Source organism: Bacteroides sp. GM023 (assembly GCF_014750685.1).
Classification (GTDB): domain Bacteria; phylum Bacteroidota; class Bacteroidia; order Bacteroidales; family Bacteroidaceae; genus Bacteroides.
In genome coordinates this window covers 979,630-1,003,467 of sequence record NZ_JAAXGE010000002.1, presented here as the reverse complement: position 1 = coordinate 1,003,467, position 23,838 = coordinate 979,630, and the positions used below count along the sequence as shown (strand labels likewise).

23 protein-coding genes are annotated in these 23,838 nt (G+C 37.9%); 13 read left to right on the top strand and 10 right to left on the bottom strand.

The window, feature by feature from the left end; genetic code table 11:
* Positions 1-22: 22 nt before the first annotated feature.
* Positions 23-1,015, bottom strand: coding sequence for a glycosyltransferase family 2 protein (locus HC965_RS06220; RefSeq protein ID WP_191030641.1), 993 nt, complete (start codon positions 1,013-1,015; stop codon positions 23-25).
* 116 nt (positions 1,016-1,131) lie between these two features.
* On the opposite strand from HC965_RS06220, the gene HC965_RS06215 reads away from it, so the two are divergent.
* Together HC965_RS06215 and HC965_RS06210 are read left to right on the top strand one after the other, a co-directional pair.
* Positions 1,132-2,256, top strand: a complete 1,125-nt coding sequence (locus tag HC965_RS06215) for a glycosyltransferase family 1 protein (RefSeq protein ID WP_191030640.1) — start codon at positions 1,132-1,134, stop codon at positions 2,254-2,256.
* A complete protein-coding gene (locus HC965_RS06210) occupies positions 2,253-3,080 on the top strand; it encodes a glycosyltransferase family 2 protein (protein WP_223854741.1) in 828 nt (275 codons plus the stop codon). Before HC965_RS06215 ends, HC965_RS06210 begins: the two co-directional genes overlap by 4 nt.
* A gap of 16 nt (positions 3,081-3,096) precedes the next feature.
* Here the strand turns inward: HC965_RS06210 and HC965_RS06205 are convergent, their stop codons facing one another.
* The 3 genes from HC965_RS06205 to HC965_RS06195 form a co-directional block, all read right to left on the bottom strand.
* On the bottom strand, positions 3,097-4,242 hold the full coding sequence (locus tag HC965_RS06205) for a glycosyltransferase (protein WP_191030639.1): 1,146 nt from the start codon (positions 4,240-4,242) through the stop codon (positions 3,097-3,099).
* 626 nt (positions 4,243-4,868) lie between these two features.
* Positions 4,869-6,308, bottom strand: coding sequence for an MAC/perforin domain-containing protein (locus tag HC965_RS06200; RefSeq protein WP_191030638.1), 1,440 nt, complete (start codon positions 6,306-6,308; stop codon positions 4,869-4,871).
* A 652-nt stretch (positions 6,309-6,960) separates the two neighbouring features.
* On the bottom strand, positions 6,961-7,944 hold the full coding sequence (locus HC965_RS06195) for a glycosyltransferase (protein ID WP_191030637.1): 984 nt from the start codon (positions 7,942-7,944) through the stop codon (positions 6,961-6,963).
* A gap of 196 nt (positions 7,945-8,140) precedes the next feature.
* Between HC965_RS06195 and HC965_RS06190 the strand changes: the two genes are divergently transcribed.
* From HC965_RS06190 to HC965_RS06165, 6 genes are read left to right on the top strand one after another with little or no spacing between them, the layout of a single operon-like run.
* The gene (locus HC965_RS06190; RefSeq protein ID WP_191030636.1) at positions 8,141-8,950 is read left to right on the top strand and encodes a glycosyltransferase family 2 protein; all 810 of its coding nucleotides are present in this window, start codon (positions 8,141-8,143) and stop codon (positions 8,948-8,950) included.
* A 1-nt stretch (position 8,951) separates the two neighbouring features.
* Positions 8,952-10,001 carry a histidinol-phosphate transaminase gene (locus tag HC965_RS06185; protein ID WP_191030635.1) on the top strand — a complete coding sequence of 350 codons (1,050 nt, stop codon included), beginning with the start codon at positions 8,952-8,954 and terminating at the stop codon, positions 9,999-10,001.
* Positions 9,998-10,729: an NTP transferase domain-containing protein gene (locus HC965_RS06180; protein WP_191030634.1), complete on the top strand. Its 732-nt coding sequence runs from the start codon at positions 9,998-10,000 to the stop codon at positions 10,727-10,729. The genes HC965_RS06185 and HC965_RS06180 overlap by 4 nt, the downstream gene beginning before the upstream one ends.
* A gap of 17 nt (positions 10,730-10,746) precedes the next feature.
* Positions 10,747-11,559, top strand: coding sequence for a phosphorylcholine transferase LicD (locus HC965_RS06175; RefSeq protein ID WP_191030633.1), 813 nt, complete (start codon positions 10,747-10,749; stop codon positions 11,557-11,559).
* Positions 11,560-11,587: 28 nt separating this feature from the next.
* Positions 11,588-12,721 carry a glycosyltransferase family 1 protein gene (locus tag HC965_RS06170; protein ID WP_191030632.1) on the top strand — a complete coding sequence of 378 codons (1,134 nt, stop codon included), beginning with the start codon at positions 11,588-11,590 and terminating at the stop codon, positions 12,719-12,721.
* A complete protein-coding gene (locus HC965_RS06165; RefSeq protein ID WP_191030631.1) occupies positions 12,718-13,530 on the top strand; it encodes an FkbM family methyltransferase in 813 nt (270 codons plus the stop codon). Before HC965_RS06170 ends, HC965_RS06165 begins: the two co-directional genes overlap by 4 nt.
* On the opposite strand, the gene HC965_RS06160 is transcribed toward HC965_RS06165, so the two are convergent.
* Positions 13,531-14,442, bottom strand: coding sequence for a serine/threonine protein kinase (locus HC965_RS06160; RefSeq protein ID WP_191030630.1), 912 nt, complete (start codon positions 14,440-14,442; stop codon positions 13,531-13,533).
* Between the two features lie 232 nt (positions 14,443-14,674).
* On the opposite strand from HC965_RS06160, the gene HC965_RS06155 reads away from it, so the two are divergent.
* Positions 14,675-15,733: a glycosyltransferase family 9 protein gene (locus HC965_RS06155; protein ID WP_191030629.1), complete on the top strand. Its 1,059-nt coding sequence runs from the start codon at positions 14,675-14,677 to the stop codon at positions 15,731-15,733.
* Here the strand turns inward: HC965_RS06155 and HC965_RS06150 are convergent.
* From HC965_RS06150 to HC965_RS06140, 3 genes are read right to left on the bottom strand one after another with little or no spacing between them, the layout of a single operon-like run.
* Positions 15,716-16,792, bottom strand: coding sequence for a glycosyltransferase family 1 protein (locus HC965_RS06150; RefSeq protein WP_191030628.1), 1,077 nt, complete (start codon positions 16,790-16,792; stop codon positions 15,716-15,718). The two genes, HC965_RS06155 and HC965_RS06150, sit on opposite strands and share 18 nt — an antisense overlap.
* 59 nt (positions 16,793-16,851) lie before the next feature.
* Positions 16,852-17,883: a glycosyltransferase family 9 protein gene (locus tag HC965_RS06145; RefSeq protein ID WP_191030627.1), complete on the bottom strand. Its 1,032-nt coding sequence runs from the start codon at positions 17,881-17,883 to the stop codon at positions 16,852-16,854.
* Between the two features lie 3 nt (positions 17,884-17,886).
* Entirely contained in the window at positions 17,887-18,492 is a 606-nt protein-coding gene (locus tag HC965_RS06140; RefSeq protein WP_191030626.1) for a DUF4254 domain-containing protein, read from the bottom strand.
* 117 nt (positions 18,493-18,609) lie between these two features.
* On the opposite strand from HC965_RS06140, the gene pdxB reads away from it, so the two are divergent.
* Positions 18,610-19,650, top strand: coding sequence for a 4-phosphoerythronate dehydrogenase PdxB (gene pdxB / locus HC965_RS06135; RefSeq protein WP_191030625.1), 1,041 nt, complete (start codon positions 18,610-18,612; stop codon positions 19,648-19,650).
* Between the two features lie 94 nt (positions 19,651-19,744).
* On the opposite strand, the gene purN is transcribed toward pdxB, so the two are convergent.
* Entirely contained in the window at positions 19,745-20,371 is a 627-nt protein-coding gene (gene purN / locus HC965_RS06130; RefSeq protein ID WP_191030624.1) for a phosphoribosylglycinamide formyltransferase, read from the bottom strand.
* Between the two features lie 98 nt (positions 20,372-20,469).
* Between purN and HC965_RS06125 the strand changes: the two genes are divergently transcribed.
* From HC965_RS06125 to rnc, 3 genes are read left to right on the top strand one after another with little or no spacing between them, the layout of a single operon-like run.
* A complete protein-coding gene (locus tag HC965_RS06125; protein ID WP_002558672.1) occupies positions 20,470-20,706 on the top strand; it encodes an acyl carrier protein in 237 nt (78 codons plus the stop codon).
* Between the two features lie 15 nt (positions 20,707-20,721).
* Positions 20,722-21,984, top strand: a complete 1,263-nt coding sequence (gene fabF, locus HC965_RS06120; protein ID WP_191030623.1) for a beta-ketoacyl-ACP synthase II — start codon at positions 20,722-20,724, stop codon at positions 21,982-21,984.
* The gene (gene rnc / locus HC965_RS06115) at positions 21,950-22,885 is read left to right on the top strand and encodes a ribonuclease III (protein WP_191030622.1); all 936 of its coding nucleotides are present in this window, start codon (positions 21,950-21,952) and stop codon (positions 22,883-22,885) included. Before fabF ends, rnc begins: the two co-directional genes overlap by 35 nt.
* Here the strand turns inward: rnc and HC965_RS06110 are convergent.
* The gene (locus HC965_RS06110) at positions 22,827-23,837 is read right to left on the bottom strand and encodes an ATP-dependent 6-phosphofructokinase (RefSeq protein ID WP_191030621.1); all 1,011 of its coding nucleotides are present in this window, start codon (positions 23,835-23,837) and stop codon (positions 22,827-22,829) included. The two genes, rnc and HC965_RS06110, sit on opposite strands and share 59 nt — an antisense overlap.
* Position 23,838 lies beyond the last annotated feature (1 nt).

Here is a 23,838-nt window from a genome sequence, read left to right as displayed (position 1 = left end):
AAGCAATCCTCACTACAAAGACTCAAAGTTTTATCCTCTTAAATTTATTATAATGGACTAAACGATAAATAGGCCATAAATAAACAAGTTTCCATAATTTCTTATAGCAACGAGGTTCTAATTCTTTCTTTCTCAACAATGGTAATAACCTCTTCATTTTATGCCTCATATCCTTAATTGACTCTTGAAACTCTCCAGGTTTTACCCGCAACATAATATCCTTAAATACAGAAAAACAAATACGCAACATCATAGTTTGTACTTCGCAAAGTTCTTTTCCCTCAAAAACATTCTGTCGGTTTACAAATTCCACCCTACTAAATTCGGCCAAAAAGTAATGGTAATAATTAAAAGGAGTAACAGTATGACATATACTATCTAAACGTTCAATATAATGATAAAAAGGTTTATCCACCCAGACTATAGTGTCACACGTCAATACCCATTCATGCATAACAAGACGATCCTCATACAATCGGCCTACAGGAAACTCTCGTGTGTAAAAAAAAGACTTTTTAAATAGCTTAGTACAAACAGAGCAGCTTATTTTTTCCCACATCATATCCTTGATAAATTCCTTTCGAGAACACAACTCTACAGAACCTGAATTACGAAAAGGATGAACACTTTCTTTATAATCAAAATCAAGAACGTAATTGCAATACGAAAAATCAGCTTTATAAGACAGAAGTGCATCTAACAATTCTTGATACATAGTAGGCTCTATATAATCATCACTATCAATAAACCCCACATAGGGAGCAGAAGCGACTTTTAGACCTTCATTACGAGCTATTGACAAGCCCGCCTCTGAAAGACGCAAGACTTTTACACGTTCATCCAATTTAGCATATTCATCACAAATATCTGCTGAGCTGTCTATTGATAAGTTCTCAACCAATATTATTTCAATTGATTTCAAAGATTGATTACGTACAGAATCCACACATTTACGCAAATAATTTGCCGTATTATGCACTGGAATAATAACACTTATCAAATAATCATTTTCCATATAAAAGCAGATGTATTAATAAATGCAGCAAAGATATATAAAATCCAAGATAGCCAAAGAGCATTACAAAATAAATTTCATACCTTTGCAAAGAGAATCACTAATGCTAATCCAATATGAGTAAAAACAATCAGCCCTTTATTTTATATGACAACCAAATTTTTGATATTCAAAGATTTGGAGGCATATCACGCTATTTTTGCGAAATTATGCGAAGATTAAGTATAAAAAAAGATATCGCTGTACGCTACTCTATCAACTACTATTTAACAACTTATGGGTTGGGAAAACACCGCGCACCACTTCCCCGCTTTATATTCAAACATTATCGAAAACTGTGTCAAAATAAGAACAAAGAATTAAGTAGAAAATTATTAACTCAAAAGAAGAAATATCTTTTTCATCCAACATATTATGATCCATATTTTTTAGACTATATTGGAAATAATCCATATGTCATCACCGTGCATGATATGATTCATGAGAAATTTCCTTCCTTTTTTTCTGATGCCCGTGAGATCATTGCACAGAAAAAAGAAGTTATTAGCCGGGCAAACCGTGTTATAGCTATAAGTGAAAACACCAAAAGGGACATTATCGAGTTACTGCACATTAATCCTGATAAAATAGATGTAATTTACCATAGCACAAGCATGAAACCTCATATAGGAAAGCAAAGCTTAGAGCTACCCAATACGTTTTTGTTATTCGTCGGAGATCGGAATCCATATAAAAACTTCGATCGTCTTGCAAGAGTATTCTCCAAATTAAGCGTTCAAAATGATGAGCTATTTTTAGTATGCACCGGAATGCCATTTAACAAAACAGAAAAAGCGTTTATTGATGAATTAAATATTTCAAATAGAGTATTACAGATAAAAGCCACAGACAAACTTCTTGCTGAGCTATATAGTCGAGCCAAAGTTTTCGTATTTCCTTCATTATATGAAGGATTTGGTATTCCCATTTTAGAAGCATACGCTTGCCATTGTCCAGTCGCCCTAAGTAACACTAGTTGTTTTCCCGAAATCGCAGAGAATGCAGGAGTTTATTTTGATCCCTATTCGGAAGACTCCATATTAAATGCCATCACCGAAATAATTTATAATGATAAAAAACGCACAGATCTTATCCAAAAAGGTAATGAACGCCTAAAATCTTTCTCATGGGAGAAAGCAACCATCTTAACTGAAAAATCTTATTCAAAAGCTTTAAACATAAAACAAATAACAGTATCATGAACATAGAACATCCGATTTTAAGTATCATCACTGTCAATTACAATAATAATATTGGACTAATCAAAACATTAGAAAGTATCAAAACACAGACATTTTCTTCATATGAACATATTATAATAGATGCTGATTCTAAAGATGGTAGCAAAGAGACAATCTTAAAATATAAGAAAGAGACTACACATCTTACTTATTGGTGCTCAGAACCAGACAAAGGAATATACGATGGTATGAACAAAGGCATCGAAAAAGCTTCAGGAGAATACATTTACTTTCTAAACTCAGGAGATTGTTTAATAGAAAACATTCTTCAAAAAATATTTTTCGATGGAACTGATTACATTTATGGCGATATAAAATTTATTGGTGGAAAAAAAAATAGAATAGAAAAAGCACCTAATAAAGTCGATTTAGTATTTTTATTAACAAAATCTTTACCACATCAGGCTTGCTTCATACATCATAAATTATTTGAAGATAAAAAATACGACACTAATTATAAAATTGTAGCAGATTGGATACATAGTATGCAATGTATCATTTTCAAAGAATGCAGTTATAAACATATACCATGCGTCATTGCAGAATATGATTCAAATGGTGTTAGCTCCGATTACACAGAATCTCAACATGAACGCCTAAAATGGCTAAGAAAGAATCTATCAACCCCACTCTACGAAGCCTTCATTGAGCTTTCTGAACTCCAACGCTCCGCATTCAGGGACATAATTCCAATTTTAAACAAAACACGTAAGTTTCAAAAAAGAGCAAAAAAAGTCGTCATGTTTCTATACAAGATTAATTCAATATTAACACAGCACAAGTAGTGTATAATAATAAAAATCATAATCCTGCAGCCACAATAAACTCCGATATATACTCTTTTACAGTATATTTATCAGACATAAAATTCAAAGCATTCTCCCCCATCTTTCTTCGTAATATAGGGTCACTCAACTTGTTTATAGCAGAAGCTAAATCATTAACATTTCCTCTTTTGTATAATATACCATTATAATTATCTCGTATTTGCTCCTTGTTTGCCTCAATATCAGTAGCAATAACAGGCAATCCCATTTTCTGGGCTTCTATATCTACTTTTGATAATGTTTCTGACCTTGAACAGACCAATAGAACATCAGCTTGCTCATAATAAGTTGAGATATTAGTAGTATATTTCACCATAGAAACATATGATTCTAACCCATTTTTTCGAATAAGGCCTGATATATAGTCTGTATAATCCTCTTCGGTTGCACCAACTAAAAAAAGATGAAAATCAAGATTAAACTCTGAAACCAGTAGTTTTGCAGCTCTTACTGCATCTTCTTGTCCTTTATTATCATCAAAATGACCAATTTGCAGAAGAGTATAACAAGAATGCTGCAAAGGTTTTCTCCCAACTAACTCTGCCCCTACAGCAACATGTATTTTCTGAAGTTTATTTATTTCGGAAATATAAGGTTTATAATAATTAAAAGTGTAATCTGAAACAACAAAAACGGATTTAGACAAACGATCAAGCCATCTTAGAATCCTTTTTTCCGCATACAAATAAGAATAGATACCTACATGAGGAGGCACTTCATGAATGAACCAAAAATGGGTATAGTTTCCCCATTTACTTGCTAGAGCCGTCACAGGAGAAGCTATTGTATTGGTCATCACAATATTAGGCTTTATCGTCTTCAAATACCTCAAAGTTTTAAATGCATATTTCAAAATTCTAAAATAACGAAAAAGAGGCTTTATCAAAGGCTTTTTAGGAGAAATCACCATCCACCAAGGTTGTTTTATAATTGCATATCCATCAATATAAGGCTTCAGTTCTTCTACAAGTTCTCTATCTTTTGGAGAAATAAGATATATTTCATAATGTGGATACATAGCCTTCAGTCCTTTCACCAAATCGTACAGACAACCTTGAGCGCCCCCCTGCATACTAGCATCATGAGACATTAAAACTATCCTCTTATTTTGATCAGCCATAAATTATTTAATATCATTTTAAAAGTTGCTCAAAATAAAGACTTTTATCCGAATATTCATTCATTTTTAAAGTATAAATTTAGGCGACTTCAATAAATCTTTCATTTAATAACACTAGTACCCCAGCAAAAAGACAAATTAAAAATGAAAAAAGTTTAACCTTATTTTAAATTTACTACCCAGATGAGCTCCCAAAGGTTAGCAGTAACTCAAAATAAATGGACATCGGTTAAGGCATCATTCAATAATACAACCTCATAATCTATATATGTTCGACCAATACAGATTCAATACGTTATTGCAAAAATAACCAACATAGTTATAATTAGGAATGATTATACCAACCAAGACAAGATATTCTTCCACTATAAACACATTATTAACATTAGTCACCATAACAAACAGACAACATAGATACGTACATTATACTAAAAGGGGATGTGTCAGAACTCCCCTTTTAACGAAATCATCCTCGCCACAGATAGTTGTAGCGAGGATGTTTTTTATTTATAAGGGTTTTGACACCCTCTTCTAGGTAAAAAGATTCATAAACTACATACAATAAATAGGTTCTAAACCCAAATGACAACAAGAGATAACAAAAACATCATTCCTCCTAAAACTTATCAATTACTCAAGGGAGGAACATAACATGAAATATATTCATACTTCCAATTCCCTTCACCATAAGTTGGACTATAAGATGTTGTATAATAATGATCTGTGCCGTTCCAAGCTTGATACAAAGGAATTGCACCAGCAACGGGGGTCGGATAAACATAACCAAGCATACCATCCAACCTATATCCTTGTATTCCTCCCGGATTAAAACCTGTAGTGTAATAATGATCTTTACCATTCCAATATTGGTAATAAGGAACAGTTCCAGGAATCTGCTGAGTGAATATAGCAAAAGCTACATATTCATACTTCCAATTATTTCTATCTCCATATGTAGGGCTATAAGAGGTATTATAATAATGATCAACCCGATTAAAACTTTGATAAACAGGAGATACAGGAAGCATCTCTAATCTCTTCTTTTCAATATATCTAAATACTGCCTGCTTAATCTGTTCTTTTTTTACAGGATCAGATATCAACTCATAAAGTGGAATCGCCTTATCCCAAGCAATATCGACTAATGCAGCATTCTTAAGCGATATAGAGTTTTGCCAAGCACCTAAATCAATAGCTGGAATTCCGCTATTAGGAGTATAAATAGAATTAATAGCTTTGCCACCATAAGATTGAACAAAAAGAGACCAGTCCTCATTTTTTCTCGTATCAGTCTCCGTCACTGTTACGTCTTTATCACCTGACACACTAAAATTCAAAACTTTAGGAAAAACTGCATTAAAACCTGATTTTACGATTTTTTGCTTTACAGAAGTTGAACTCTCCGTATAAATTAAAGAACGAAATGTCAAATTCAATCGCCCCCCAATTGATACATCACAAAGTAAATGTGTACCATAAGCCTCCACAAACTGATCTGGCGTATAATTATCCAAATCTTCTAAGAAAGTATAAATAAGCAATTTCTTTAATTCAGCAATAGCATAGTTAAACCGAATATACTTAATGCGAAATACCTGATCATGACTAGCAAAAGAATATTGCGATGAATAAGAATATTTAGATGTCAGATTTTTATTCTGAGACAAAGTCCCACCAAACAACATTTTTTTATTTCCCTCCGAACCTAAACTTATTGTATCATTCATACTCAAAGACACTCCTGTCTTTTCTACAATTTCTTTCACATAGTCTTCAGAATTAGCACCATAATAGAATCCCCCATTGCTACCAGAAGCCGTTGATACCACAACCCTATTCGTATCAATTTTATTCATATCAATCACAGGAAGCCGCACAGCCAAATCGCTCAGATTAGACACCGTTGCATCATAGCTCATACCTAGAACATCATAGCGCCCATCTCCACCAGCACGAGTCCGTGGTAAAACCGAAGAAGATTCAGCCTTCAAAAGTACCTCTACATATTCTTCCTCATTGCATGAAAAGAAGAATAACACACTAAAAATCAGCAATAATTTTTTCATACTTCTTTTTTTATAAATGAAACACTCTGGTTTTCTGACAATAAAAAGTATCAAAAAAGGACAATAGTTTCTAAGCATCTTCAAGGAGGAAAACATCTTTTTCAGAAAAACAAAAATTCTATTTCCTGAACAAAAATAAACAAATTTAATGAAACAAAGAAAGAATAGTCAGTTTTTTTTATTACTATATCAAAATAATCGCCAAGTTTCCAATTTATTTATTTATTAAATCCACATATTTTCAATCTGGCTAGCAAGTTCATTCTATCTACTCAAAATACAAACATAGAAAAGACCCTCTCTTAATAATAGAGCTCTTCATAATTCATAAATAAGTTATAAAATAACAAGCACAGGAGACTATCAGAAAAAACTTCATATCAAAACAACGCAACGCCCCGGCTATTTAAGAAGAATTCATATAAGATTCAGTATTATATCATAATAGAGTGGAGCATCATTGTCGAACAAACCATAACAGAATAACACTTAGAAAACAAAAGCCGCAAATCAGAAGTAATTCTTTGTAATAAGGATTAAATATCGATTACAAAACAGCTATAATAAGGAAAAAGCAATTAACTAATTATATTACTTATCAACTAGACAATCCCACATGAATATTATTTATTCAAATAAAATCATTCACGAATTATAATCGATCTTTATCACGAGTAATCAACCAAGGTAGTAACCAACTAAAATTTTTATTAAACCGCTCTATATAATAATCACTAGACTTTGACTTTAAAGAAGATACTAAGCACGAAAGGAGTTCCTCTTTAGTTTCAGTAGAAACCTTCAGTCTTTTTATCTCTTTATAGAAACTACCATGACGTACAGTCTTTCTTTGTTTCCCTATGTTGAGAAGAAACTGCTCTATTTTGTTTATTATATATACATCTTCTCGAACTCCTTCTCCTGTCTTTTGAGCCTTCTTGGTAGCACTCACATTATGTAAACGAAACTTGTTCAATTTTTCATAAACTTCAAGTACCATTCCTTGTCTTGCCATTTCTATCCAGAAAAGCCAATCGCCACTATAACGCATTGAAAAACAAGACAAATCCTTTATTTGCTCGAAACATTGTTTACGAAAAACAACGCCACTGGCATTGTAAATATAATTACGCCAATAAAGATTATGCTTTATATAATCTTCACCATCAAAAACACCCATATTGTTAGAATGGCGTAATTGTCTTGAAGTCCAACGGTCAAAATCAGTAGATAGTTGATTCCCTTTTTCGTCTATACAGTGTGAACCTAAAAAGCAGAAAGAAGCGTGGGGATGTTGATTTAAAACAGAAACTGCTTTCTCCAAAAAAGAAGACTCAGCCGCATCATCACTCTCAGCAATCCATATATATTTTCCACGAGACAAACTAATTCCTTTCTGCCATTGAGCAAAAGGGCTTCCTGTGTTGACAGAATTAATTTCCAAACAAGTGACACAAGAGTTTGTTTTATAATGATTTAAAATAGACACACTATCATCGGTTGAAGCATCATCCAATAATATAATCTCGTAATCTGTATATGTTTGTGCCAATATTGACTCGATACGTTGCTGCAAAAAACGAGCATAGTTATAATTAGGGATGATTATACTAACTTCCACCGGATGATTTTCCATTACAAATACGCTATTTATCTTGGTTATTATAACAAACTGACAGCAAATATACGGATATTATTCTTAAAAAGAACGCTAACCCTCTAATGTTTAGCAAAAAAGCCTTCAACGCTTGTCACAACCAAATAAAATGTATACATTTGTAGAATTTTAGCGCAAGCCCCCTTAACTATTTAACTAACATAGTAATAATTATATGAATAAACCCATGGCGAGCAACATAAGTACATCGCTAATTATATCCACCTATAATAGAAGCGACGCATTAGAATTATGCGTTAAAAGCGTGCTACGTCAATCTCTCCTTCCTGATGAAATTATCATTGCCGATGATGGCTCTAAAAAAGATACAGGAGAACTAATTCATCAACTGGCAGCTTCCTCCGAAGTTCCTATTATTCATGTTTGGCATGAAGACCTGGGCTTCAGACTGGCCTCCATCCGCAACAAAGCTATTGCGAAAGCATCTAAAGAATATATTATACAAATCGACGGAGATATTGTATTACATAAAGATTTCGTCAAAGATCATGTGCATTTTGCCAAAAAAGGCAGTTTCGTAACCGGTAGCCGTGTATTAATCCGGGAAGGTTTAACCAAAAAGATGTTAGCAGAAAGAAACTGTATTATCTCCATTCACGACAAAGGTACTAAAAACGCGATCAATGGAGTACATCTACCTTGGTTGAGCCCGCTACTTCAGCATTACCGTCAATGGGATGTTTCATATTCCAGAGGATGTAACATGGCTTTCTGGAAAGAGGATTTATTAAAAGTCAACGGATACAATGAAGCTATTACCGGGTGGGGAAGTGAAGATCATGAATTAGTATGCCGACTTATCAACAGCGGTGTACGCAAGCGTACCATCAAATTTGCGGGAATTGTGTTCCATCTTCATCATGAACTACATGGAACGGATAATTTGAACAATAACCGCAGTATTTTGAACGAAACTAAAGTCAGGAAACTAACCTGGTGCGAAAAAGGAATCATACAAAACTAATATGGAAAAGAATTTAAACTTTTTAGATCGAAACGAATTTAACTACAGCCCATCAAAAGAAGTAGTAGAAGCTTTAAAAAACTTCGATATAAATAAACTTTGTTTTTACACCCGCATTTATGATGAAGGAAAGAAAAGTATATTATCTGTTTTCTTATCCGAACTTTACGATATAGATGAAACACAAGTCTTATTAGGATACGGCGGAGAAGATATCCTGAAACAAGCTGTCCATTACTTCCTGACGCAAGAAGATGGAAATAAAACGATGTTGATTCCTAAGTTCTCATGGTGGTATTATAAATCAATTGCAGATGAGGTAAATGGCCATACTCTGCAATATCCTCTTTACGAAGACGGAAATACTTTCAAATATGACTTTGAGACACTGAAAGATATGATTCAGAAAGAGAATCCGAAGATTCTTTTACTCGCTTCGCCCAATAACCCTACCGGCAATGGTTTAACTCCGAAAGAACTGGATGAACTACTTGCAGAGGTGTCTAGCCAAACAGTGGTGTTAATAGACGAAGCATATGCTTCTTTTGTTTCAACAGACACAAGTTACATCAAAAAGCTGGTTAATAAATATCCGAATTTGATTATTTCCCGTACTTTATCCAAATTTTACGGATTACCCGGCCTACGTATGGGATTCGGATTTATGAGTAAAGAACTGGAAAAATTCAGCAAATACAGCAATAAGTATCTGGGATACAACCGGATATCTGAAGACATCGCCATTGCAGCTCTTAAATCGGACGCGCACTACCGAAACATCGCGAAACTGATGAACGAAGACCGTGAACGTTATGAAAAGGAAATCGGCGTGTTACCCGGGTTCAAAGTATACGAATCGGTTGCCAATTTTATTTTAATCAAATACCCGATAGAGCTAAAAGAGGCTCTACAAAAGGCTTTTGCAGAACAGAGTTATAAAGTGAAATTCATGAATGAACCGGATATCAATACTCATTTGCGCATCACATTGGGACGCCCTGAGCAGAACCGGATCGTTATAGATACAATCAAAGAAATCGCATCTAAATGAAAGCAGTAATATTAGCCGCAGGAATAGCCTCACGCTTACGCCCGCTGACCGATACAACGCCCAAATGCCTTCTCAAGATAGGAGAACGATGCCTTTTGGCAAGAACTTTTGACGCCCTGATACAAAACGGATTCGATGAATTCATCATTGTCACCGGATATCGCCAGCAGCAAATTGTTGATTTTCTACAGATACATTACCCAACCCAAAATATTACTTTCATCTATAATGACAGGTATGAATCTACCAACAATATCTATTCATTATGGCTTACCCGGCCATATACAGATGGGGAGGAAGTATTGTTATTAGACAGTGACATTGTATTTGATCCTCAAATTGTAGAAAAATTACTTCACTCGGGCAAGGATGACATATTGGCTCTGAATCGCCACGAGCTTGGAGCAGAAGAAATAAAAGTCATCGTGGACGATGCACAAAAGGTGATTGAAATCAGCAAGGTCTGTTCTATATCCGATGCTATTGGAGAATCTATCGGCATCGAAAAAATGTCAACTGAATACACCAAAGCCCTGTTCCGGGAACTGGAAATTATGATTACTGCCGAAAGACTGGACAATATATTCTACGAACGGGCTTTTGAGAGACTGATTCCGCAAGGATATAGCTTTTACGTCATGGACACCACCGAGTTCTTCTCGGCCGAACTAGATACAGTAGAGGACTTTCAACAGGCACAGAAGCTGATTCCAGCCAGTCTTTATTAATCAAAATCCTGATAGAAATGGCTAATTACGACATCCGCCCTCTACAGCTTCGCATATTAAAGAACTTATTAGCTGTTGACAAAGTTTGCAAAGAACATAATCTGCGATATTACATTATGGCAGGCACCATGTTAGGAGCCGTCCGTCACAAAGGATTCATCCCCTGGGATGATGATTTGGATATCGGAATGCCAAGAGCTGATTATGATTTATTAATGGCTAATGCCAAAGAATGGTTACCGGAGCCTTACGAAGCTGTATGCGCCGAGAATGACAAGGAATATCCTCTTCCATTCGCAAAGGTACAGGATGCCAGCACAACTTTAATCGAACGTATGCATCTCAAATATCTGGGAGGTGTATATATTGATATATTTCCACTTGACGGGGCTCCGGAAAGCCGTATGGCACAAAGAATGCATTTTGCAAAGTACGAGTTCTACAAGCGAATACTTTATCTTATTCATCGCGATCCATACAAACATGGGAAAGGTCCCAGTTCATGGATACCGTTATTGTGCAGAAAGTTTTTCACCCTCACCGGAGCACAGGAAAGTATCAGGAAGGTAATGAAAAAGTATGATTTCGACCAATGCGCATTAGTCTGTGATTATGATGACGGTATGAAAGGAATCATGCCAAAAGAGATTCTAGGCACTCCTACTCCTATCCTATTTGAAGATGAAGAAATATGGGGTGTACAGCAATACGATACCTATCTGTCACAGAAATATGGAGATTATATGACTATCCCGAAACAAAGCGGACAAAGACAGCATAATTTCCATTATTTAGACTTGAATAAACCTTATCGGGATTTTGAAGTCTAATTATAATCACATAAGGTAAGAAGTAGAAATGAGAATAGGTTTTGACGGAAAACGTGCAGTACAGAATTTCACCGGTTTAGGTAATTATAGCCGCTATATAGTGGATATTTTATGCCAATTCTACCCGGAGAATGAATATGTGCTGTATGCGCCCAAGAAACGGGAAAACAAAAGGCTGGACAAATTAACGAAACAGTATCGGCAACTACAGCTTTCTTATCCCACCACTCCTTTCTGGAAAAAGTTAAGTTCATTGTGGCGGGTATGGGAAGTCACTCGCCAACTGGAAAAAGAGAGAATCGATATATTCCACGGACTTAGCAACGAATTGCCTCTGAATATCCATAAAAGTGAAGTAAGAAGTATTGTAACGATCCACGATCTGATATTTTTGCGGTATCCACAGTATTACCGTCCGATTGACAGGAAAATATATACATACAAATTCCGCAAAGCCTGCGAAAATGCAGATAAAATCATTGCTGTCAGCGAATGTACCAAACGTGATATTATTGAGTATTTCGGAATTCCTGCCGATAAGATAGAAGTTGTTTATCAGGGATGTGATACCTCATTCATACATCCTGTAACTGAAGAGAAAAAAAGAGAAGTTCGAACTAAATATCAGTTACCGGAACACTATATCCTCAATGTGGGAAGTATTGAAGAACGAAAAAATGCACTTTCAGCGGTGCAAGCATTGATGATGCTTCCTGAGCAAATTCATCTTATCATTGTAGGACGTCAAACGGAATATACTGACAGGATTAAAAGTTTCATTAAGGAGAATAAGCTGGAAGAAAGGGTACACATTATCAGCAATGTTTCTTTTGATGATCTACCGGCTTTTTATCAGTTAGCAGAAATCTTTGTATACCCTTCACGTTTTGAAGGCTTTGGCATTCCTATTATAGAAGCTCTATATTCAGGTATTCCGGTAGTGGCCGCTACAGGTTCTTGCCTGGAAGAAGCCGGAGGCCCCGACTCTATCTATGTACATCCTGACGATATCAAGGGGATGGGCAATGCTTTCAAACTGATATACTCAGATCCCGAAACAAAGAAGGATATGATTGAAAAGGGGCAGATTTTTGCCAAAAGATTCTCTGAGAAAAAACAAGCGGAGGAGCTCTTAAACATCTACAAGAAACTAATGAAATGAACGCACTTAAACATACAATAAAGAAATTTATATATGGCACTCTTCCATATTATTTTATGAAGGGGTATAAACCAGACTCACCCTATCTGAAATATTATGAATATATAAAAGAGCACGGATATTCAAGGCATTTGTATGAATTCAAAGATGAATATACAAATATGTCTGTCAATGTACAAAAAGATGAGAAAAAAGGCTTATACTATGTACAACAGGAGAAGAAACGACTATATTTCAGAAAAAGTACCCCACCCAAAAAAATTCAAAAATACTACAAAGCCTTGACTATGGAACAAGACAGGCGCTCACCACACCATTACTTTGACAGCGCGAAAGATGTCACGGGAAAGGTTTTTGTAGATGTCGGTTGCGCCGAAGGATATTCTTCATTGGAGGTCGTAGAGGAAGCCAAACATATCTACTTGTTTGAACAGGATGAACAATGGTTGGAAGCTATCAGAGCCACTTTCGAACCATGGCAAGATAAAGTTACAATCGTCCAGAAGTATGTAAGCGACCATAATTCATCGAAAGAACAAACATTAGACGATTTCTTCAATAACCAAACGAATGAGCATCTATTTCTAAAAATGGATATAGAAGGAGCCGAACGATACGCGTTGACCGGATGCAAGAATTTATTTCAGAATTGCCAGAAGCTGGATTTTGCAATTTGCACATACCACTTGCGTGATGACGAAGAAATTATCTCTGCATTTCTGAATAAGCACAACTGCACATATATAAATCAAAAAGGTTTTTTCAGGCATAAAATCCGCAGTGTAGTCATGCGCGGAAGTAAGAATTAATCATTGATAATCAGCAGAAAGCAGGTCGCAATAATCATACTGATACAAGTATGTATCATAAATGCTCTTTTCTTTTTTCAATAAAAAACGCGAGATATGCGGTTCCCAAGAAAAGAATCTGCGTACGGAACGATATAAACGGAAGAATAAAATCAGGGATACAATATGCTTTTCTTTTTCTTTCCGTGCCGCACGACGATAAATATAATGAGTAAAGAACTGATCGCTATAACGAAGAGCCAGGCTGACAGTAGATTCTATATCCCAGCCCCGCAAAGAAGCATATTCTGTCATTATATAAGTCAGCACCTCACGAGAGATACACAAACGGCACATATTACGGCATACAGTATCACAATCAATATCCGATAGCAGTTGCATGCGATTCACGTCGACTAAAGAGAAGCTATATTCATTCGTATCATTCTGATGAATCAATATATTGCCGGGAGAATAGTCCAAATGCAAGATACCGGCCTGATGCAAGGCAGCAGTATAGTGTGCAAAAGCAGAAAGTTTGTCTTCATTTCCTTCTACTTTTCCATCCATCAGGGAACGGACAGTTTCACCACCATCATAACAACAAATGTAATAGCTATGTGAAAGGAGACTATGCTGAAATTGTTCAATCATAGCAACTGGCTCGGGAGTGTCAAAACCATGTTGCTGGATCTCCATAGAATAAATATAGGAACGCTCTGCTTTCGATTGACGGAAAAACGAATATACAACACGATTAATGATGTGAGGCTTTTTAAAGCTCTTCACCACAACATCAATGCTGCCCAAGCTAATTCGTTTTAGAACATTACGACCATCGTACACCACATCTCCTTCATTCTGGAAGGATCTCGGAATTTCTTCTATCTCCTTCTGCAAATGCGCGTACTTGGGATTTACAATCACTCTCATTACACTCTCCTATACTAATACTAATTACAAAGATTGAGCAAAGATAAAGAAATTAGGCCACATTCCGGCTATATTTTTCTCTTTTCTCACAAAGATTGGCCAACTCTCTCCACATACAGGCATGGTCAGGAACAACTTTAGTCGTTTTTTCTTTTTTCTTTTCATTTATATTTAGACATAAATGCTTTTTTTTAGTTATGTTTGCACGACAAAAGTATAAAGAGATTCAAGCATGAAACCAATCAAAAAAATTCTGATTATTCGATTTAGACAAATAGGAGACTCCATTCTAGCTATTCCATTGTGCAGTACGCTGAAAAAAAGTTTCCCTGATGCTGAAATACACTTTGTGCTTAATAAAAATATAGCCCCGCTCTATGAGGGGCATCCGGACATCGATAAAGTCATTACCTTTGACAAAGACGAGAATAAACCATTTACCTCTTATATAAAAAAAGTATGGCAAGTAATGCATCAAGACAAATACGATGCAATCATCGATATGCGTTCTACCATCCGGACTCTTTTTTTCTCTCTTTTTTCACTAAAAACCCCTTTCCGAATAGGACGTATCAAAGGATATACACGCTTTCTACTAAACTATCGGACAGACACTTACAGCAAAGAACTAACAACTGACATGGTACAACGTAATCTATTACTTGCTGCACCATTAGAAAAGATCAGCCCTATTCAATACACAAAAGAATTTAAGTTATATCTTACTGCCCAAGAGAAAGAAGATTTTCGATGCTATATGAAAAAGGAAGGGATAGATTTCGCGCACCCTGTATTCCTAATAGGAGTCACAACTAAACTTATTCATAAGAAATGGGACACGGGATTCATGATAGCTACACTTCAGAAAATATTGGAAGAACACAAGGACATACAAATGATCTTCAACTACGCACCGGGGTACGAAGAAGAAGATGCAAGAAATATCTACAAGGAATTGGGATGTCCGGAACGTATCAAGATTAATATACAAGCCTCCTCATTACGGCAACTGGTTGCCCTCTGTGCCAACTGTTCGTTTTATTTCGGGAACGAAGGAGGAGCCCGGCACATTGCCCAATCTCTCGGAATTCCCTCATTCTCCATCTACTCACCAAGTGCTTCGAAATCTATGTGGTTACCTGCAAATTCCGTACTTGCCAAGGGGATTAGTCCTGACGACATTCTTCCGCTGGAACAACAAGTGACATTGACCCATGAAGAACGTTTTGCATTAATTACTCCCGAAAAAGTATATGAGCAATTAACTTCAACACTAAGACAATTGGGCTAACTCCCGATATAAATCAAGATAGGCTTGTATATGCTTCTCGTAACTGAATGAAGCGGCATGTTCTTTGATTTTTCCCAAGCGATCCTTGTCTTTATAGAAATCAGGCAGGTGTTCCCGGATACTTTGCACCATAGATTCTGTATCCAAATGATCCCACATGATAGCGTGTCCATTACAAACTTCCGGCAAACTAGTGCGATTAGCAGCAAATACAGCCTTTCCAAACTGCATGGCTTCCACTACCGGCAATCCAAAACCTTCGCCCTCACTGGGAAACAAGAACGCTTCACAGTTCCGATATAACCAAATCTTTTCACTTTGAGAGATAACATCCGTCAAAAAGACATTAGTGAGCTGATTTTCACGAATCAGATTACGCACTTCTTCAGCATAAGCAAAATGAGCGTCACCACAAATATATAAATCATATTCCGGGAAATGGCGCATGACGTCAACTAAGAGATGGAAATTCTTTTTTCTACGGATTTGTCCAATCGTAAAAAAGAAAGGACGTCCCGTAGCAAAAGCAGGTCTTGTTCCTTCCAACGTATCAATCTTCTCCACCCCATTATAGATAACCCGGATTTCTTTTCCCTTCAGATCGATATGCTGACGAATGACATCCGCCACATAATGAGAAATCGTAGTAACTACCGCCGCCTTATTGACTTTATTCTGCATTCGGCGAAGATACATTTTAGCCTTCCAAGGCTTTTTCTCTGTCAGGAAATTAAAGTCATGTATGGTAAAGATAAACTTTGTACCACCGGCAATACGCAACAACTTTCGCTGCTGATTCACTGCATGCCACACATCCACCTTAGGAAGAGTAAAAGGAAAAAACTTATTGATACGACGTATTGGGACAGAGGTCACATTCTCGCCAAAATCTTGCGCATATTTCTGCCTCAACAAATATACAAAATGAAGATCATCTATCGGCATGGATGAAAAAGCCGCCGCATAATTGGCAGCTATCTGTCCAAAGCCTGCTGTGAGGCTACCGTAATTTGTCAGGTCTATCAGTACTTTTTTCTTGTGTTGCATTTCTTTTTTCATCATCTTTAAACTCTGCCACTCATCCAATTTGAAATAATCAGATTTTCTATCGAAAAATATTAATCTATAATCCCCTCTATTTTAGCGATTACCTGTTCCGGTTTTATGTCTCTCAGACACGCATAGTCGCCACGCCAACAGGGTTTCTGGCCATACACCGAACAAGGGCGACATAATAAATCAAGCTGTACTGTATTGACCGGCAGTTGCTTCCAACCCATAAAGCCGGCATAGGGATGAGTAGCTCCCCAAACAGAAACGACCGGAATATTGACTAGGGACGCCAAATGCATATTAGCAGAATCCATTGAGAGCATCACATCCAAATGGCTCATCAAATTCAATTCTGTACGCATATTCAACTTACCTATCATCGAAACTACTGAAGGATATTTGGCCATCCATGCATCAAAAACCTCCTGTTCTTTTTGTCCGCCTCCAAAAAGAAAAACTTTAACCCTTGAATCAGCTGCGAAATGAGCTATAATCTGCTCCTGTAATTCAATCGGATAAATCTTGCCTATATGCTTGGCAAAAGGAGCTATACCAATCCACTTCTGCTCCCCTTTAGGTCCAGTAACAGGTTCTATTTCTGCAAAGTCCCCTTTTCCTTCTCCATAGATAGAAGAAAAATTCAACAAAACTGGCAAACCCAATTTTTCAAGTACATCCGCATACCGACGGAAAGAACTTTTTTGATTTTCCATCACTTTGTGATGGCGGCGAATTAGTTTCTTTTTACCAGCTCTACCTTTACAAATAGAAGCTACTGGTATATTAGCAAGACGAAATCTCCAACATAAATATTTTGCACGAAGCACATGGTGAAAGTCTGCAACATAATCAAAGTTCATTGCCTTCAATTCCGAATAGAGACTATTCAATCCCCATAGTCCTTTATGCTTGCCTGTTAAATCAGCCCCTACAAAACTTACATTATCTGGCAAACTCTGAAAAAGCGGTTGCCAAACAGCACGACTTAACACTGTTATTTCGTGCTGAGGATATTGTACAGCCAGTGAATGTATCACCGGAATTGTCATGGCTACATCACCAAAAGCTGAAAAACGAATAATGAGAATACGCGCCATTCGTTATTTTTTCGCATAAAGCACCGGATTCAATGCCGGGTCATTATACATTTTCATCTGTTTGTATACCTTCATATATTTTCTTCCTGCTTCAATATCATCCAATAGTTGATCAATAGCAGCAGAAAGATCCTTACGTTGTTCCAACAAAATATTCAGTTTCGTTTGGCATTGCGCACGATGTTCTTCAGTAGTATCCGTACGGTCTACTTCTTGTTGCATGTGGTATATTTTCAACGCAAGAATAGACAAACGGTCGATTGCCCATGCAGGACTTTCCGTGTTAATTGTTGCATCCGGCAGAGACTTTACCTCTTTATATTTATCCAGGAAGTAACTATCGATCAATTCGACCAAATCTGTACGATCTTGATTTGATTTATCAATTCGTCTTTTCAATGCCAATGCTGCTACCGGATCAATTTGGGGATCACGGATTATATCCTCAAAATGCCATTGAACAGCATCAATCCAATTCTTCAGATACAAATAATACTCAATAGTTTTCAACTCGTAAGGATTGTTCATCGGTGCATCTACACTATCCGTTACATGGTAATCATTGGTAGATTTCCAAAAAATCTCGTTGCAAAGGTTACTAAATGTCATAATCTTAACTAGCTTATAGGTATATAATAGGGCAAATCTATGTAATATTTTTCAGACAAGCAACCGTTTCTTACTTTTTTATTTGTTACCTTTGTGGGTATTAAAGATGAATTGTATATGAAAATTATTATAGATAATAAAATACCATCTATAAAAGAGGCGGTTCAGGGAATAGCCGATGAGGTAATCTATGCTCCGGGAAAGGATTTCACTCCGGAATTGGTACAGGATGCGGATGCACTTATTGTCCGTACCCGCACGCATTGTAACCGTGAATTATTGGAAGGTAGCCGGGTGAAGTTCATTGCTACGGCAACCATTGGTTTCGACCATATCGATACGGAGTATTGCAAGCAGGCAGGTATCGAATGGACGAATGCACCGGGATGCAATTCCGCTTCTGTTGCCCAATATATACAATCATCGCTTCTTGTATGGAAGTCTGTCAGGAATAAAAGACTGGATGAACTGACTATCGGGATTATAGGCGTAGGTAATGTAGGAAGCAAGGTGGCTAAAGTGGCACAAGATTTCGGCATGCGCATTCTATTGAATGACTTACCACGAGAAGAGAAAGAAGGAAAAGGGAATTTCTCTTCTTTGGATAAAATAGCGGAAGAATGTGATATCATCACTTTCCACGTACCTTTATATAAAGAAGGGAAATATAAGACCTTCCATTTGGCTGACGAAAACTTCTTTCTTTCACTTAAACGGAAGCCGGTTATCATCAATACTTCACGGGGTGAAGTCATTGAAACAGATGCTCTTTTAAATGCTTTAAACAGCCAGGCTATTTCGGATGCCATTATTGATGTATGGGAGCACGAACCGGAAATCAATCGAGAACTGCTGGAAAAAGTTATCATCGGCACCCCGCATATTGCCGGCTACTCTGCTGACGGGAAAGCCAACGCAACCCGTATGTCACTGGATGCGATTTGCAAGTTCTTTCAGATAGATGGAGATTATGAGATCAATGCACCGGCTCCTGCTTTTCCTGTTATTCATGCAAAAAGTCACGAAGACGCACTCCTTCAAATGTATAATCCAGTCGAAGACAGCGACCGATTGAAAAGTCAACCGGAGCTATTCGAGACCTTGCGTGGAGATTATCCTTTAAGAAGAGAGGAGACAGCTTATATAATAAAGTATTAGGTATAAGTTTTAAGTATTAACCGTAGCTGCCTGGAATTCTAATAAGGTTCTGTCGAACGATTATCCGAATGGCATAATACTTAATACTTATTATTTAAAACTTGTTACCTAATACTTTCTCTATAATTTGCGGGAAGTGCTCGTATTCCAAAGCATGTACTTTCTTGGCGACATCATCAGGAGAATCTGTCGAAAGTACGGGACAAGTTGCCTGGAAGATTGTGTTCCCTTCATCATAATGCTCATTAATATAATGTATAGTGATGCCGCTTTCTTTTTCACCGGCAGCTACTACTGCTTCGTGGACACGATCACCATACATTCCTTTTCCACCGTATTTAGGCAAAAGAGCCGGATGTATATTTATTATTTTATCGGGATAAGCATGCAAAAGCAGATCGGGCACACGAACCAGAAAGCCTGCCAACACGATAAAATCAATACGAGCCTCCTGCAAAACAGCCAGAATTTCGTCTCCGGCTATCCAATCTTCCTTTGGGAATACGTTACAGGGCACTCCAAGACGATGCGCACGCTCCAAAACATAAGCATCACTCTTATTAGAAAGTACCAACGAAACCTGAACGGAATCGTTTTTTTGGAAATACCGGATAATATTCTCAGCATTAGAGCCGGAACCGGAAGCGAAAATTGCGATGTTTTTCTTCATAACTCTCATATTCGATGCACAAAACAGTGAAAAATGTGCAAAAGTTTGCATTTATTTACTCAAATATTTGCGCAAAACGATAAATATTCATTCCTTTGCACCGCAAATTTAAAGAAATAAAACTAATTATTAATTAAAAACTTAAAGTTATGTCTGAAATTGCATCAAGAGTAAAAGCGATTATCGTTGATAAATTAGGCGTAGAAGAATCAGAAGTTACAACGGAAGCAAGCTTCACTAACGACCTGGGAGCAGATTCTCTTGACACTGTAGAACTTATCATGGAATTCGAAAAAGAATTCGGTATCTCTATTCCTGATGACCAAGCAGAAAAGATTGGTACTGTAGGTGATGCTGTATCTTATATCGAAGAACACGCTAAGTAATTCGATTTCATCAATATGGAATTAAAAAGAGTGGTAGTAACAGGTCTTGGCGCCATTACTCCCGTTGGCAATAGCGTTCCTGAATTTTGGGAAAACATTGTGAACGGGGTTAGTGGAGCAGGACCTATTACTCATTTTGATGCGTCGCAATTCAAGACCCAATTCGCATGCGAAGTGAAAGACTTCGATGCTACAAAATACGTCGATCGCAAGGAAGCAAGAAAGATGGACCTGTATACTCAGTATGCCATCGCCGTTGCCAAAGAAGCGGTAGAAGATTCAGGGCTTGACACAGAAAAAGAAGACTTGAACAAAATCGGTGTTATTTTTGGCGCTGGTATTGGTGGTATACATACATTTGAAGAGGAAGTAGGCAACTACTACACTCATATGGAAATGGGACCGAAGTTTAATCCGTTCTTCATTCCAAAGATGATTTCGGATATTGCTGCCGGACAGATTTCTATCATGTATGGTTTCCACGGTCCTAATTATGCGACTTGTTCAGCATGTGCTACTTCTACCAATGCCATTGCAGATGCCTTTAACCTGATTCGTCTGGGTAAAGCAAATGTAATTGTATCCGGTGGTTCGGAAGCAGCAATCTTCCCTGCAGGTGTGGGTGGTTTCAACGCTATGCACGCTCTGTCAACCCGTAACGACGAAGCCAGCAAGGCTTCACGTCCGTTCAGCGCAAGCCGTGACGGTTTCGTAATGGGTGAAGGTGGCGGTTGTCTGATCCTGGAAGAGTTGGAACATGCTAAAGCACGCGGTGCAAAAATCTATGCAGAAGTTGCCGGTGTAGGTATGTCTGCGGATGCGCATCACCTGACAGCTTCTCATCCGGAAGGTCTTGGAGCTAAACTGGTAATGTTGAATGCACTGGAAGATGCGGAAATGGACCCGAAAGAAGTAGATTATATCAATGTACACGGTACATCTACTCCGGTGGGTGATATTTCAGAAGCAAAAGCGATCAAGGAAGTATTCGGCGATCATGCGTTCGAATTGAACATCAGTTCAACCAAATCAATGACTGGACATTTGCTGGGTGCTGCCGGTGCGGTAGAATCTATTGCAAGTATCCTTGCCATCAAGAACGGTATTGTTCCTCCGACTATCAACCATGAAGAAGGTGACAACGACGAGAACATCGATTATGACCTTAATTTCACGTTCAACAAAGCACAGAAACGCGAAGTTAATGTTGCCTTGTCCAATACATTCGGATTCGGCGGTCACAATGCGTGCGTTATCTTCAAGAAATACGCTGAGTAATATCGTGTTACGTAACCAAATAGAAAAGATAAGGCTCTTGTTCCGCAAGGACAGAGAGTCTTATCTTTGTTTTTATCAGATACTCGGATTCTATCCGCGTAATATCCAGCTTTACGAGCAGGCTCTTCTGCACAAGTCAACTTCGCTCCGTTCGGAAAAAGGACGTCCTTTAAATAACGAACGCTTGGAGTTCTTGGGTGACGCCATCCTTGACGCCATCGTAGGAGATATTGTCTACAAGCGTTTTGAAGGGAAACGGGAAGGTTTCCTGACGAATACGCGTTCCAAGATCGTACAACGGGAGACTTTGAACAAGTTGGCCGTCGAGATTGGGTTGGACAAGCTCATAAAGTATTCTACCCGCTCTTCTTCTCACAACAGTTATATGTACGGAAATGCTTTTGAAGCATTTATCGGAGCTATTTACCTGGATCAGGGATATGAACGTTGCAAGCAGTTTATGGAGCAACGTATCATCAACCGGTATATTGACCTGGATAAAATATCCCGTAAAGAGGTTAACTTCAAATCCAAGTTAATCGAATGGAGTCAGAAAAGCAAGATGGAGGTTTCTTTTGAATTGATAGAGCAGTTCCTCGATCAGGACAGCAACCCTGTATTTCAGACAGAAGTACGCATAGAAGGGCTTCCTGCCGGAACAGGTACGGGGTATTCTAAGAAAGAGTCTCAACAGAATGCTGCCCAAATGGCCATCAAAAAGGTGAAAGACCCGACATTCATTACGACCATTAACGAGACTAAGGAACAGCAAGCAGCAATAGCTGATGAGTCTGAAACCGAACTGGAAACAGACTCAGAAATGGAGCTGGCTACCACTGAATCTACCCAAAGCAAATTCCCATACGACGACCCTGAATCACCAGATCGTGTTCTTCTGTAACCAGTTTTAGTTTTCCGGCCACTTCTTCAAGGGGGATAGATGAAATATCGTCTCCTCTTAGAGCTACCATGCGTCCGAATTCTCCATTTGCAATCAATTCTGTTGCGTGACCGCCCATACGGGTAGAAAGATTACGGTCGAAAGGAGTAGGCGAACCGCCACGCTGAATATATCCCAATACAGTTTCACGAGTCTCTATTCCGGTTTCATATTCAATTTCCTGTGCAATATATTCTGCCGCACGTTTACGGCCATCTGTCTGAATTCCTTCGGCTACTACTACAATGGAGTAAGGTTTGCCTTTTTTCAGCCTATCCAGAATTGTATTGCCAATGTTCTTTATGCTATAAGGGATTTCAGGGACAAGGATAACGTCTCCCCCACCTGCCATACCGGAATACAAAGCAATCCAACCGGCTTTATGCCCCATCACTTCAATCACCATCACCCTTTTATGAGAGCTGGCAGTGGAATGCAGGCGGTCGATGGCATCTGTGGCAATGCTTACTGCCGAATCAAATCCGAAAGAGATATCTGTTCCCCAGATGTCATTGTCAATGGTTTTCGGGACTGATACTATATTTACTCCCAATGCGGCAAATTTGGCCGCAGTCTTTTGTGTTCCGTTCCCCCCGATGCAGACGACGCAATCCAAACCCATCTCCTGGATATTCTGAAGGATCAGTGCCGGCTTGTCAACATCCGAGATTACACCTCCTTTTTTAAATGGCTTTTCGCGGGAAGTTCCCAGCATCGTTCCTCCAAGATTCAGCAGTCCGGACAGAGATTTATCTGTAAAGGACTCGACGTCCTTCGTCAGCAAACCTTGAAAGCCGCTGTGAATACCTATCACTTCCATCCCATAATAATTGATGGCTGTCTTGCACACGCCACGAATGGTGGCATTAATACCGGGGCAGTCCCCGCCTGAGGTTAAGATTCCAATTCTCATT